This window comes from Bradyrhizobium sp. F1.4.3 (assembly GCF_040548375.1).
Taxonomy (GTDB): Bacteria; Pseudomonadota; Alphaproteobacteria; order Rhizobiales; family Xanthobacteraceae; genus Bradyrhizobium.
Genome location: NZ_JBEPRN010000001.1, coordinates 192,307 through 205,762, shown reverse-complemented (window position 1 = coordinate 205,762; position 13,456 = coordinate 192,307). Strand labels below are relative to the sequence as shown.

General features: G+C 62.3%; 10 protein-coding genes. 6 read left to right on the top strand and 4 right to left on the bottom strand.

Features of this window, described 5'->3' with window-relative positions:
* Positions 1-90: 90 nt before the first annotated feature.
* The 3 genes from ABIB73_RS01070 to ABIB73_RS01060 are packed head-to-tail and all read left to right on the top strand — an operon-like array spanning position 91 to position 3,024.
* Entirely contained in the window at positions 91-690 is a 600-nt protein-coding gene (locus tag ABIB73_RS01070; RefSeq protein ID WP_354220576.1) for a TRAP transporter small permease, read from the top strand.
* 2 nt (positions 691-692) lie between these two features.
* Positions 693-2,006: a TRAP transporter large permease gene (locus ABIB73_RS01065; RefSeq protein WP_354220574.1), complete on the top strand. Its 1,314-nt coding sequence runs from the start codon at positions 693-695 to the stop codon at positions 2,004-2,006.
* A gap of 40 nt (positions 2,007-2,046) precedes the next feature.
* Positions 2,047-3,024 (top strand): TRAP transporter substrate-binding protein, encoded by a 978-nt coding sequence (locus tag ABIB73_RS01060; RefSeq protein WP_354220572.1) that lies wholly within the window; start codon positions 2,047-2,049, stop codon positions 3,022-3,024.
* Positions 3,025-3,103: 79 nt separating this feature from the next.
* Here ABIB73_RS01060 and ABIB73_RS01055 read toward each other — a convergent pair whose 3' ends face one another.
* From ABIB73_RS01055 to ABIB73_RS01040, 4 genes are all read right to left on the bottom strand, one after another.
* Positions 3,104-4,480 carry an autotransporter outer membrane beta-barrel domain-containing protein gene (locus ABIB73_RS01055; protein WP_354220570.1) on the bottom strand — a complete coding sequence of 459 codons (1,377 nt, stop codon included), beginning with the start codon at positions 4,478-4,480 and terminating at the stop codon, positions 3,104-3,106.
* Positions 4,481-4,737: 257 nt separating this feature from the next.
* A complete protein-coding gene (locus ABIB73_RS01050; protein ID WP_354220568.1) occupies positions 4,738-6,387 on the bottom strand; it encodes an acyl-CoA synthetase in 1,650 nt (549 codons plus the stop codon).
* Between the two features lie 22 nt (positions 6,388-6,409).
* Positions 6,410-8,293 (bottom strand): TRAP transporter large permease, encoded by a 1,884-nt coding sequence (locus tag ABIB73_RS01045; protein ID WP_354220566.1) that lies wholly within the window; start codon positions 8,291-8,293, stop codon positions 6,410-6,412.
* A gap of 24 nt (positions 8,294-8,317) precedes the next feature.
* Entirely contained in the window at positions 8,318-9,337 is a 1,020-nt protein-coding gene (locus ABIB73_RS01040) for a TRAP transporter substrate-binding protein (protein WP_354220564.1), read from the bottom strand.
* Between the two features lie 1,290 nt (positions 9,338-10,627).
* Between ABIB73_RS01040 and ABIB73_RS01035 the strand changes: the two genes are divergently transcribed.
* From ABIB73_RS01035 to ABIB73_RS01025, 3 genes are read left to right on the top strand one after another with little or no spacing between them, the layout of a single operon-like run.
* Positions 10,628-10,930 (top strand): helix-turn-helix domain-containing protein, encoded by a 303-nt coding sequence (locus ABIB73_RS01035; protein WP_257194719.1) that lies wholly within the window; start codon positions 10,628-10,630, stop codon positions 10,928-10,930.
* On the top strand, positions 10,927-12,210 hold the full coding sequence (locus tag ABIB73_RS01030) for a type II toxin-antitoxin system HipA family toxin (protein ID WP_354220562.1): 1,284 nt from the start codon (positions 10,927-10,929) through the stop codon (positions 12,208-12,210). The genes ABIB73_RS01035 and ABIB73_RS01030 overlap by 4 nt, the downstream gene beginning before the upstream one ends.
* Positions 12,211-12,264: 54 nt before the next feature.
* Positions 12,265-13,356 (top strand): ComEC/Rec2 family competence protein, encoded by a 1,092-nt coding sequence (locus ABIB73_RS01025; RefSeq protein ID WP_354220560.1) that lies wholly within the window; start codon positions 12,265-12,267, stop codon positions 13,354-13,356.
* The last annotated feature ends 100 nt before the right edge of the window (positions 13,357-13,456 follow it).

Below are 13,456 nucleotides of genomic sequence, written 5' to 3'. Positions count from 1 at the left end.
GTCTAACGTCTCAAAGACAGGCGTTGGATGGAGGCGATAATCAGGCGAGGCTGGCGACATCGCCGGGCTTGATTGAGCCGCAATGTGAGGATGGGGGCCTGGTTGGCAGGGCACGGCGACGACGTAACGGCTGTTGGACTTGTCCGACGCGTCCTGGATCTGCTCTACCTCGGTGCGGGCTACGCTGCCGCGGTCTTCCTGTTCGCGATCTTCGCCATCATGATGGTCATGTCGATCGGGCGGCAGTTTGCGCTCAACATCCCGGCCGGTGATGATTTTGCATCGTGGTGCATGGCCGCGATGGCGTTTCTGGGCCTCGCCCACACCTTCAAGCGCGGCGAGATGATCCGGGTCGGCCTGCTGCTCGAGCGCTTGCACGGGCGAAGCAAGCAGGTCGCCGAGATCGTGGCGCTCGGCATTGCGACGTCCTTCGTTCTCTACTTCACCCGACATGCGGTGCAGATGACTTACGATTCCTGGCGCTTCAACGACGTGGCGCAGGGCGTCGTTGCGCTTCCTCTCTGGATTCCCCAGCTCGGCTTTGCCGGCGGTCTTGCGATCCTGTCGATCGCGCTGATCGACGAATTGGTCAATGTCGTCGGCGGCCACCGTCCGAGCTACGAGAAGAGCTCCCCGGATGAGACGCCGGACGAATTCATCGAACGTATCTCTCAAGGCGGCGGCGGTTGACCATGGCCAATCTTGGCATGATCGAGCTGTCGTTCGTCCTCCTCGGGGTCATGATCCTGCTGCTGGGAAGCGGCATCTGGATCGCCGTTTCGCTCGGGCTCGTCGGCTTCGTGGCGATGGCGCTGACCACGAGCCTGCCGCTAGGGTCGGTGCTAGCGACCACCACTTGGAGCGCGAGCGCGTCCTGGACGCTGGCGGCATTGCCGCTGTTCATCTGGATGGGCGAGATATTGTTCCGAACAAAACTGTCGGAAGAGATGTTCCGCGGACTTTCGCCCTGGGTTCAGTGGCTGCCGGGGCGCCTGACCCATGTCAACGTCATCGGTTGCGGCATCTTTGCAGCTGTGTCGGGCTCCTCGGCTGCGACCTGCGCAACCATTGGCAAGATCGCACTGCCGGAGCTCGACAAGCGCGGCTATGACAAGGGACTCAGCCTCGGATCGCTGGCAGGCTCCGGCACGCTCGGCCTGCTGATCCCGCCGTCGATCCCGATGGTCGTCTACGCGGTGACGGCGAACGTGTCCGTGCTTCAGGTGTTCCTCGGCGGCTTCCTGCCGGGCGTGCTCGTGATGGTGCTCTATTCCGGCTACATCATCATCTGGTCGCTGCTCAATCCAAAAAAGATTCCGTCGCGCGACCCGCCGATGCCGTTTCGCCGGAAGCTGCAAGAGTCCGCCAAGCTCGTCCCGTGCCTGCTTCTGATCCTGGCCGTCTTCCTCTCGCTCGTGCTGGGTTTTGCGACCGCGACCGAATGTGCCGCCTGGGGCGTTACCGGCGCGCTGCTGCTAGCGTGGTGGAGCGGCACGCTCACGCGCAAGAGCTTCTTCGAAAGCATCATGAGTGCGACGCGCCTGACCTGCATGATTATGCTGATCCTGGCGGGCGCTGCCTATACGACGGCCGCGATGGCCTATACGGGCATCCCGGCGGCGCTTGCCACCTGGGTCCAGGGACAGCAGCTCACGCCCGGCATGCTCGCGCTGTATCTGAGCATCATGTATATCATTCTCGGATGCCTGATTGACGGCATCTCGATGATCGTGCTGACCGCGGTCATCGTGCTGCCGATGGTCAAGCAGGCCGGGCTCGATCTGGTCTGGTTCGGCGTCTACCTCATCATTCACGTGGAGATGGCGCAAATCACGCCGCCCGTCGGCTTCAACCTGTTCGTGCTCCAGAACATGAGCGGCCGCGATACTTTCACCGTGGCGCGTGCGGCGTTCCCCTTCTTCGTCCTGCTGCTGGTCGCCGTATTCATCATCACCGAATATCCGCAGATTGTGCTGTTCCTGCCCAAGCTAGCCTTTCCTGACTGATCGCACCTGACTTTCGAAATTGACCGTGAGGAGAAGTACGATGACGTTTCATTTACTCCGCGCAGGCCTGATTGCCGGCGCCGTGTTGGCCGCTGGGCCCGCCTTTGCCCAGACGAAATGGAATCTGCCGGCAGCATACCCGTCGGACAATCCGCACTCGGAGAATCTGGTTGCCTTCGCCAAGGACGTCGAAGCAGCCACGTCGGGAAAGCTCCTGATCACCGTTCATCCGAACGCTTCGCTGTTCAAGGCGCCCGACATCAAGCGCGCGGTCGTGACCGGGCAGGCGCAAATGGGTGAGCTGCTGCTTTCAATCCACGAAAACGAGGATCCCGTCTTCGGGATCGACGTCGTGCCGTTTCTCGCGACCAGTTTCGCGGAGTCGATGAAGCTGTATCAGGCCTCGAAGCCGGCAATCGCGAAGAAACTCGATGCGCAGGGCCTCAAGCTGCTCTTCGCCGTGCCCTGGGCGCCGCAAGGCGTCTATGTCAACAAGCCGCTTCCCACGATCGAGGATATGAAGGGACTGAAATGGCGCGCCTACAACGTCGGAACGGCGCGCATCGGCGAGCTGGTCGGCGCCCAGTCGGTCACGATCCAGGCGGCCGAACTGCCACAAGCCCTTGCGACCGGCGTGGTGAATTCCTTCATGTCGTCTGGCGGCACGGGTTACGATTCCAAAGCGTGGGAGTCCCTGAAGTATTTCTATGACGTGCAGGCCTGGATTCCGAAGGACTACACCTTCGTCAACAAGGCTGCGTTCGAGGCGCTCGACAAGCCCACGCAGGACGCCATCCTCAAGGCTGCCGCCACTGCGGAAACACGCGGCTGGAAGGCCTGGGAAGACAAGGCCAGTTGGTACATCGATCAGCTCAAAGCCAAGGGCATGACCGTTGAGCCGCCCAGCCCGGCGTTGAAGGCCGGTTTCCAGAAGATCGGCGAGCAGCTCACAGCCGACTGGCTCAAGAAAACAGGCGCTGACGGCCAGGCATTGATCGACGCCTACAAGAAGATGTGAGAACGGGGAGGACTTTCGTCCGCCGCGCGAGCGGGCGGAAGTCTCCTGCGCGCTCGCTTCCATCGACAAAATGGCGAGATCACCAAGTGTAGCGCAGGACAGCCTTGCCGGTATAGGAGCGCGCCAGGCTCGATAGTTCGCCATCGAAGTTCGCCGAGGCGGACCACCCGTTCATGGCTCGCAGCTCGAGCGACACGCCGGTCAGTGCGGAGTTCGGCGCAAGCGCCGTGCTTCCGACGATGAAGCCTTGACCGGACACGGCCTGAAAGACCGCCGGCATCGACCGTGCCGCGCTGAAGTCATGCGCCCAGGCCAGACGCCCACGCAGGTCGAGGAGGCCGCCAGCCAGTACGAACGATGTGCTGGCGCGCAAGCCGAGCTCGCTGCGGCTGTCGGTGAAACCATCGTTTTGGGAACCCGTAGGGGACGGAGTCGCCGGGTCAGATGGCTGGGCCGCGGTGGCGGCCAGGCGGAACATGGTGATCTGGCCGGCCGCATAGGGGGTGATGCCTAGCCGGGGCGTCGCAAAGCGGTAGCCGCTCTCGATGCGGCCGGAATAGGCATTGGCGTTGACGGCCGCGTTGAGCTGGTCGGTGCCGGCCGGCGTCACCGGATGATCGCTGGTGATGGCCTGCCAGCCATAGGCCAGCGCGGCCGCGACATAGGCCGAGCCGACGGAGTGCCTGACGAAGGTGCCGGCCTGAAACAGATCGGAGCGGCCGCTGGAAAAATTATTGGCAAAGCCGGTGCCGCCGCCGGCAAGCGCAAAACCCATCCGCGTCCGCGGCGAGAGCGAATAGTCGGCGCCGACCACGGTGCCAAAACTCCGGCTGGTCGAGCCGGTGCCGCCGGTCGACATTTGCGAACCGCCGAAGCCGGTGGCCCAGATGTTCCAGTGCTGGGCCGCGAGCGACGGTCTGCCGTAGATTGCCTCATAGGCCTCGCGTCCGATGCCGCCATGGGTACGGTCGTTGCCCAGATCGGCGTAGGCCGCGAGGTCCGCGTCGAGCTCGGCCTGACCGATCCCGCGCCCGTCGATGGCGGGATCGAGCAGGGTCTGGGTGAACTGCGTCATCGCCAGGAACGTGGCCTGCGCCGTCTCGGTCTGTGACGCGGCGTCGGAGCCGCCGCCAAAGGCCTGCCGCATGCCGAACCGGGCCGCGCCGGCGAGGCCTGGCGGTTCGGCATTCCAGCCGTAGTTGGGCTGCATCCCCGCGCTGCCACCATTGCCGTTGCCGAACTGAACGCCGGCAAAGCCTGATCCTTGCGGGCCGCCAAACGTGGGACCACCCATGCCGCCAAAATTGTTGAAGCCGTTGCCGGGTCCGTTCGGACCTGGAGGGCCAAAACTCTCGGCGCCCCCGAACGCACCGAACTCGCGCATGACCTGCGCGTCAGCCGCGCGCGGCAGCAGCAATCCGGCCGTCAATAGCAGCAGCGCCAGACGCGCACGCACGTCTGCGCTCAAGACACAAACCGCATGAAGCGCCCCAACCGCGCCGGTCGCCAGCCGCGCAGCCTGCGCGGCGAATCACCTGGAATCAGCGAATCCGACGAGATGGAAACGTAAATGTGTCTCTAACGTTTTCCAATCTTTTCCTGTGGTGTCCCGATGTCGCCAAATATGCCCGATCGGTTTCAGGCGAATCGCAGCAGGCCGCGGAGGCGCAGCTCAATCCGCGCTCCTACGGGAATACGAGACGGGAATTCAGCTCACGCTGAAATCGCCTTCGCCGAGCCGACCTCGTTGCGCAGCAGGAATTTCTGGATCTTTCCCGTCGATGTCTTCGGGATCGGCCCGAACAGGACCGCCTTCGGCGTCTTGAAGCCACTCATGTGGCCGCGGCAGAAGGCGATGATCTCGGCCTCCGTTGCGCTTGCGCCGTCCTTCAATTCGACGAAAGCGCAGGGCACTTCACCCCATTTCGGATCGGGTTTTGCCACCACGGCGGCGAACAGCACGGCCGGGTGCTTGTAGAGGATGTCCTCGACCTCGACGGAGGAGATGTTCTCGCCGCCGGAGATGATGATGTCCTTGGAGCGGTCCTTGATGATGACGTAGCCGTGCGCGTCGAGCACGCCGAGATCGCCGGTGTGAAACCAGCCGCCTTCGAAGGCTTCCTTCGTCGCCTTCTCGTTCTTGAGGTAGCCCTTCATCACGATGTTGCCGCGGAACATGACCTCGCCGATGGTCTCGCCGTCGCGCGGCACCTCCTGCATGGTCTGCGGGTTGATGACGGTGACGCCTTCCTCGAGCGGGTAGGGTACGCCCTGCCGGCGCTTCATCCGCGCGCGGTCGGCGGCCGGAAGCTCGTCCCAGCCGGGTTGCTCGGCGCAGACGGAGGCGGGGCCGTAGACCTCGGTCAGGCCGTAGACATGGGTGAGCCTGATGCCGATGTTTTCCGCGCCTTCGAGCACCGCGACCGGCGGCGCCGCGCCGGCGATCAGGCCGACGACGCGGCGGGCAGCATTGCCTTTCGGCGCGTCCGGTGCATTGATCAGCGTGTTGTAGACGATCGGCGCGCCGCACATGTGGGTGACGCCGTGCGTCTTGATCAGTTCGAAGATCTTGGTCGGCTCGACCTTGCGCAGGCAGACATTGATGCCGGCGGCCGCCGCGATGGTCCAGGGGAAGCACCAGCCGTTGCAGTGGAACATCGGCAGCGTCCAGAGATAGACGGGGTGCTGGCCAAGGTTGCCCGCGAGGATGTTGCTGACGGCGTTCAGATAGGCGCCACGATGATGGGTGACGACGCCCTTGGGATTGCCCGTCGTGCCCGAGGTGTAGCTCAGCGCGATGGCGTCCCATTCGTCCTTGGGCGGGATGGCGGTGAAATTCGGGTCGCCCTGCGCGACAGCGGCTTCGTATTCGATCTCGCCAATGCGCTTGCCGCCCTTGAAGGATGCGTCGTCGACGTCGATGACGAACGGTTTTGGCCCGCTCATCTGCGACAGCGCATCGGTGATCACGCCGGAAAACTCGGGGTCGACCAGGATGATCCTGGCGCCACCATGATCGAGCTGAAACGCGATCGATGGGGCATCGAGGCGGATGTTCAGCGCATTGAGAACACCGCCCGTCATCGGGACCGCGAAATGCACCTCGTTCATAGCGGGGATATTCGGCAGCATCGCTGCGACGGTATCGCCAACGCCGATGCCCTTGCCGGCGAGATACGAGGCCAAGCGCTTGCAGCGCTCGTAGGTTTGCGCCCACGTGAAGCTGCGGCCCTCATAAACCGTGCTGACGTGATCAGGATAGACCGCGGCGCTACGCGCGAGAAAGCTCAGAGGCGACAGCGGCACGTAATTGGCGGGGGTCTTGTCCAGGCCGACATTGTACTGGTTCTGCCGCTCACTCATCGACACCCTCCTTCACGCCGCCTCAAAGGAATCCGATCGAGATCCACGGGAAGACCGCGACGATGATCAATCCCACCAGCAGCGCCAGCAGATAACCCCAGATCGGCCGGATGCCCTCGGCCGGATCGACCTTCCCGATGGCGCAGGCGGCATAATAGCCGACGCCGAACGGCGGGGCGAATAGCCCGATACCCATCGCCAGAATGATGATCATGGCGTAGTGCACCTCGTGCACCCCAACCAGGCGCGCGATCGGAAACAGCAGCGGCCCGAACAGTACGATTGCGGGAATGCCCTCCAGCACGCTGCCAAGGATCACGAAGGCCAGGATCGAGACCGCGATGAAGGTTGCGGAGCCCCCGGGCAGGCCGGTCATGGCGGCCGCCAGCGCCCGCGAGAAGCCGGATTGGGTCAGGCCCCAGGCCATGCCGGTCGCCGTGCCAATGATCAGCAGGATGGCGCCGGACAGGCAGGCCGTCTCGATCAACATCGGCAACAGCCGCCGCCAGTTGAACTGGCGATAGATCAGAAGGCCGATAATCAGCGCGTAGACGATGCCGATGGTCGAGACTTCGGTGGCGGTCGCGATGCCTTCGACGACCGCGTAGCGGATCACGAAGGGCAGGGCCAGGGCAGGGATCGAGACCACGAACGCACGGCCGATCTCACCCGACGTTGCACGCGTGACATGGCTCAGATCCTCGCCGCGATAGCGCCACCACACCAGCCCCGACAGCGTCATCGCCAGCACGACGCCGGGCAGCAGGCCGCCGGTGAACAGCGCCGAGATCGAGACGCCCGTCACCGATCCGATGGTGATCAGTACGAGGCTCGGCGGAATGGTTTCGGTCTGGGCGCCGGTCGCCGCCAGCAGCGCGACGAGATCGCCGGGGCGGGCGCCGCGCTGCTTCATCTCCGGAAACAGCACTGGTGCCACCGCCGCCATGTCCGCCGCCTTGGCGCCGGAAATGCCGGAGACCAGGTACATCGCGCCGACCAGCACGTAATGCAGGCCGCCGCGGACATGGCCGAGTAGGCTCGCCAGAAATGCCACCATGGCCCGCGCCATGCCGGTCATCTCGATCAGCAGCCCCAGGAATACAAACAGCGGCACCGAGAGCAGGATCAGATGGCTCATGCCCTCGTCCATCCGCCCGACCAGCACCATCAGCGGAGTCCGCGTGGTCAGCGCCAGATAGCCGAAGATCGCCAGACCAAAGGCAAACGCGATCGGCACGCCTGCAAACACGCAGAAGCCGACCACGCCGACGAAGAAGATGACCAGGTTGATGTTGCCGAGCGGCTTGAGCACCGGCTGCGCCAGCCAGAACAGCCCGATCACGACGACGACCGTCGCCACGGCCATCAGAAACGTCTTGAGATCGCCGACGCGGAGCAGCCGCAGCAGCGCGAACAGCACCATCAGGCAGATGCCGACGGGTAGCGCCGCGGCGCGCCAGGTGTTGGAGATCTGCAGCGCCGGCGTGGTGATGAAGCTTTCCTCGTAGGCGTATTCATAGGCCGGATGGACGATCAGCAGCAGGAACGCCAGCGCGGCGCAGGTCGCGACCACGTCCAGGTAGGCCCAGAGCCTTGGTCCTGCGCTTGCGACCAGCGCCGTCATCCGCATGTGCTCGCTGCGGCGGAACGCGACCGCCGAGCCCAGCATCGCCAGCCACAGGAACAGCATCGAGGCCAGCTCGTCGGACCACACCAGCGGCGCATGCAGCACGTAGCGCGAGACCACGCCGGCAAACAGGATCACGACCTCGGCGACGACCAGGATCGCCGCCGGGATCTCGACCAGCCATTTCAGTGCGAGCTCGATGGACCCGAGCACGGGCCGGCGGCGAGGGGGTGTTGCCACCTCGCCGGCCACGGCTGGCGTCATCTCGACATGAGCCATGGCAAGGCCCCTATTGTTGACGCGTTACGACAGCTTGCCGACGGACTTTTCGAGCAGCTCCCAGGCCTTCTCGCCGTACTTGCCTTTCCACTCGTTGTAGAAGCCGGCCGCACGCAGCTTGTCGCGGAACGGCCCGACCTCGGGCTGGTTGAACGCCAGGCCTTTGCCCGACAGCTCCTGCTTGACGGTCGCATTGAGCTTCTCGGTGTCCTCGCGCTCCTTGACGGCTGCGGCGTTGACGTTCTTGGCGACGATCGTCTTGATATCGTCCGGCAGCGCCTGCCAGGCGCGGCGGTTCATCAGGAACCAGAAGCCGTCCCACATGTGGTTGGTGAGCGAGCAGTACTTCTGCACTTCATACAGCTTGGCCGCCGAGATCAGCGCCAGCGGGTTCTCCTGGCCCTCGACGATCTTGGTCTGGAGCGCCGAATAGACCTCGCTGAAATTGATCGAGGCGGGCGAGGCATCGAATGCCTTGAACATCGAGGTCCACAGCGGCGACACCGGCACGCGGATCTTGAAGCCCTTGAGGTCGTCCGGGCCGTTGATCGGCTTGGTCGAGGACGTGGTCTGGCGGAAGCCGTTGTCCCAGATCTTGTCCATCACCTCGAGGCCGGCCTTGTTGATCTCGCCGCGCACATAGGCGCCGAGATCGCCGTCCATGGCCTTCCAGACCGTGGGATAATCCGGGAACGCGAACCCGATGCCGTTGATCGAGGCCGCCGGCACCAGCGTCGCCAAGATCAGGCCGGACAGCGTGAAAAACTCGACGCCGCCGGAGCGCACCTGGCTCAGCATGTCGGTGTCGGAGCCGAGCTGGCTGTTCGGGAACACCTGCAAGTCGAACCGGCCGTTGGTCTCGGTCTTGATGGCGGCGGCCATCTCACGGGCGCGCGCCACGAACGGATGCGACTCCGGCAGATTGTTGGCGAACTTGTAGGAGAACTCGGCGGCCTGGGCACGGGCCACATAGGGCGCGCTGATGCCGCCAAAGACGGCGGTCGCGGCGGAGGCCTTGAGAAGCGTGCGGCGGGAAAAACTCATGGGTCTGCTTCCTCGGAAGTTTGTTTTTGTTGTGAGATGCAAACCTATACGGACGGAAGGCTCGAAGGTCATCTGCGATCTCGCGAAGCCTCGCTTATTGCAGCCGGACAAGGTCGCGGCAACATCGGCTTTCGGCGTGATCGGGCCCGGCACAAAAACGCGAAAACAACCCCATGCACAGTAGCCGTCAAGAGCTCGGTGGGAACTCAATCGTCGGCGGCGCAAACGGAGCTGAACCGAAGACGCAATGGTAGGAATTACGCCTAAACATCTGATCTAATTATATATAAAGATATTCCATAATATACCTTATGCGAATTACAGATACGGGCATGCAGGTCAGGCCAGCCAAATCCGATGTCGTTCGCGTTTGAATTTGTCACTGGGGCCTCTGGTTGATTTTGTCACTCGCCTACTGATGCAATTGGCCTTTCTGGCCGGCGGCGTCTTCACGCTTGTCGCGGCTCGATCGGCCCCTGGTTCTGGAAGACTCAATTCTGTCACCGGCGGTGTTGGCGCTTCGAGATTCAATTTTGGCACTGAGCGATAGCTCGGCCTATCGCAGGATAACTTACACTGCGATAGGCCGAGCCACGCTGCGCTCGTCGACGGGATCTACCGGCCGTCATCGGGACTGGGTTTGGGCTGTTGCTGGCGCACCCTGAGCCTGTGCAGGCTGCGGCGCTTGATTGGATCGGCCTAGGGGCAAGCGCTCGGAGGAGCGGTCATCCTCATGGGATGCTTGTCGTATCCGAACCAGAGTGTCTGCCTGGCGGACCGAAGCGCACGTCCCGTCGAAGTACCCTGACGCTGGCGACGGGCTCGGCGGGCGTGTTCGTCGCGTCGCTCCCGACAATCACGCAGCGGCCACCAAACACGCAGTCGTCCTTTTTCCAGCGTCAGCCGTCCTCTTGGGCCTTCCCGTAGACGACGTCGCCGCCGGGAGCATTCAGCAACGGCACTGCTGCTCCTCCCAGAACGTGATCAATCCCGGCCGCAGTCCGTCCCATCTCGGCGCGATCAATCAATCCAGTTTCGGGATCCACAACGATCACCGAGACGGTCTCTCCCGATTGCGCAGGTTCCGGTCCGCCGTCCAAGGACGATCGCAGAGCTGCGAATAGCCTTCGACCCACCTAACGAAAACCCGGCATCGGCGCCCTCTCCTTCCGCGGCCAGGATTACATCCCATTGGGAAGGGTCGCGAGGACGCGCCTGGGAGACCCGCCAATCTTGACTTATAAGAGATAATATAATATCTATTATTGGCAAATAATGGGAACAGAGGCTATGGATATATCCCTTAATTTAAGCTCACCCCAAGACGTTGCCTCCGATATAGCGAACCGCGCAAAGCAACGGCGATTAGAGGCCAACTTAACCCAGTCGGGGCTTGCCGCTCGCGCTCAGGTCAGCTTGGGCACGCTGAAGCAATTCGAGCGCACAGGCAAATCTTCCTTAGAGTTCCTCATAGCCATCGCGTTCGCTCTCGGCGCCGAAAAGGAATTCGAGGGGCTGTTTCCTCCGAAGCCGCACAGGTCGATCGAAGACGTGATTTCCAAGCCTGTCAGAATTCGGGGACGCAGAAAGTGAAGAAGCCGAAGGTCCCAAACGGAAAACCGCCCCAAGGCATCCAAAAGCTGGGGGTGTCGCTCGATTTCTACGGCGAAAAGATCGAGGTAGGAACATTGGCATGGAGCAAAGAGGAACGCCGGGCGTATTTCGAGTACCACCCCGATTTCGCCGCGAGGCGCCTCAACGTATCTCCATTCAAGCTTCCCGTCGGCGAGGGAGCAAAGCCGGCGCCGAATTCGCCGTTCGCCGGGCTGCACGGCATGTTCAACGATAGCCTCCCCGACGGTTGGGGCCGCCTACTCCTTGACCGTCATCTGCAAAACCTCGGATACGACTTCAGGCTCCTCACGCCTCTAGACCGCCTGGCATACGTCGGCCAGACCGGCATGGGAGCGTTGCGCTACATTCCCGATAATTCCCTTAGCAAAGCCGCCGGCGACGCCGTCGACCTCGATTGGCTTGCTGCACAAGCTGAGGCGGTCCAAGGCGAGGTCGACGAAGCCGACGTGGATCGTCTGCTCGAAATCCAAGGTGGCTCCGCCGGCGTCCGCCCCAAGATTATGATCGGCTTGAATGGCAAGACCGGTAAGATCGTAGCCGATACCGGCACCGAGCTTCCGGAAGGCTTCGAAGCTTGGCTGGTAAAGTTCAAATCGAACGTCGATCACTCCGAAATAGGAAAAGAAGAGTACGCCTACTCTCTTATGGCGAAGGCAGCCGGCGTCGATATGCCCGCCACTAAGCTCATCAAAACCAAGAAGGGCAGCTATTTCGCCGTCCAAAGGTTCGACAGAACCGAGGGTGGGAGCGCGCATGTACAGACGGTGAGCGGGCTGTTGGAGGCCGATCATCGGGCTCCGTCCATCGACTACGATACGCTGCTGAAAGTCACGCGGCTTCTGACGCGCGACGAGCGTCACGTGCGCCAGATGTTCGTCCGGATGATCTTCAATGTCCTCGCACACAACCGGGACGATCACGCGAAAAATCACGCTTTCCTGCTTGCAAAGGATGGAGTTTGGCATCCGACGCCGGCGTACGACCTCACGCTCTCGGAGGGCCCCGGGGGCGAACACAATCTAGCTGTGGACGGTGAAGGGAAGAACCCGACCAAAAAGCACATTCTAAAGGTTGCGCAAAATGCGTCGATTCCGCAGACGGAAGCCGAGCAGTTCGTCGAACAAGTTCAGCGTGCCATAGATCGCTGGCCCGAATATGCAAAAGAAGCCGGATTGACGGAGAAACGTCTCCAGGAAATCGACCGGCTGTTGAACAAGCGTGGACCGGGTGCCGCTTAGGGCGGCGGCATTTCTCCCCAAACGTAGCCAACATTGCTTTCTGGACACCACCCTATGGCCTACGAAATAGATTTTCATCCCGTCGGGTCGGGGACCAACAGCGGCGACGCGATAACAATGCGCTACTGGACGGGCGCGGAGTGGCGCGTGATTGTCATCGATGCTGGATTCCAGGAAACCGGCGAAGCAATCGTCGAGCATGTGCGGTCGGTGTACGGCACGAACACGGTTGAGCACGTCGTCAGCACGCATCCGGATAACGATCACATCAGCGGTCTCCGCGCAGTCATCTCGCAACTGAATGTGCAGAATCTCTGGATGCACGTTCCCGAATACCACGCGAAAAATATGATGGATTACTTCCACGATCCTCGATGGACGCTGGAAGGTCTCACTGCGGACTTGCGGCGCGCCTACCCGATCGTCAGCGAAATCCGAGACTTGGCTCTGAAGCGGGGCACGTCGCTTCAGCCTCCGTTTCAAGGCGCGAGGATCGGACCCTTCACGGTGCTTTCGCCGACGCTGGCGATGTACGAGGGCCTCCTCCCCCAATTCCGGGACACCCCAAAGCCCGCGCAGCAACTCCTCGTCTTCCTGGGGCATTGGCTCACAGGGATCGGGCGACGCGTGGCGGCGGAGATTCGGCGCATCATCGCGGAGGACCTGTTCACCGAGACGCTCCGTGAAGGCGGCATCACGGCGGCGGAAAACGAATCCAGTGTGGTCTTGTACGGTCAGATCGACGGTCGAAACATCCTCCTGACGGCGGACGCCGGCTTGAGGGCTCTTGACGCTGCCGTGTCGTACGGGATCGCCATCGGTCTTCAGTTCGGTACCGCTCTGAACGTATTCCAGGTCCCGCATCACGGCAGCCGCAACAACATCTCCCCTGCATTGCTCAATCGGATCGTCGGAAATGTCTCGGGGTTCGGATCCAGAAGGTCGATTGGTTGCGTCATCTCCGCCGGGCCCGAGGATGAAACTCATCCGCGACAAGTCGTGGTGAACGCTCTCCTGCGTCGTGGGGTCGAACCCCAGGACACGAAGAAGGGCATACTTCTTTTCAATCACGGCGTTTCGAATCGGGCGGGCTTCAGTCCCGCACGCACGCTGGAGTTTGCCACGCGGGTGGAAGCCTATGACTGAGATGGTATCGACGTCTTCCCCGGCCAAGATCCGACAGGTGACTTGCGGGGATCGTTTCATCCCCCCGACGGTCACATTGCGAGTAAGTGCTGCTCGAGTT

Coding starts and splice junctions, on each gene's coding strand:
- ABIB73_RS01070 (WP_354220576.1), top strand. CDS start 91: ATGGGGGCCTGGTTGGCAGGGCACGGCGACGACGTAACGGCTGTTGGA.
- ABIB73_RS01065 (WP_354220574.1), top strand. CDS start 693: ATGGCCAATCTTGGCATGATCGAGCTGTCGTTCGTCCTCCTCGGGGTC.
- ABIB73_RS01060 (WP_354220572.1), top strand. CDS start 2,047: ATGACGTTTCATTTACTCCGCGCAGGCCTGATTGCCGGCGCCGTGTTG.
- ABIB73_RS01050 (WP_354220568.1), bottom strand. CDS start 6,387: ATGAGTGAGCGGCAGAACCAGTACAATGTCGGCCTGGACAAGACCCCC.
- ABIB73_RS01045 (WP_354220566.1), bottom strand. CDS start 8,293: ATGGCTCATGTCGAGATGACGCCAGCCGTGGCCGGCGAGGTGGCAACA.
- ABIB73_RS01040 (WP_354220564.1), bottom strand. CDS start 9,337: ATGAGTTTTTCCCGCCGCACGCTTCTCAAGGCCTCCGCCGCGACCGCC.
- ABIB73_RS01035 (WP_257194719.1), top strand. CDS start 10,628: ATGGATATATCCCTTAATTTAAGCTCACCCCAAGACGTTGCCTCCGAT.
- ABIB73_RS01025 (WP_354220560.1), top strand. CDS start 12,265: ATGGCCTACGAAATAGATTTTCATCCCGTCGGGTCGGGGACCAACAGC.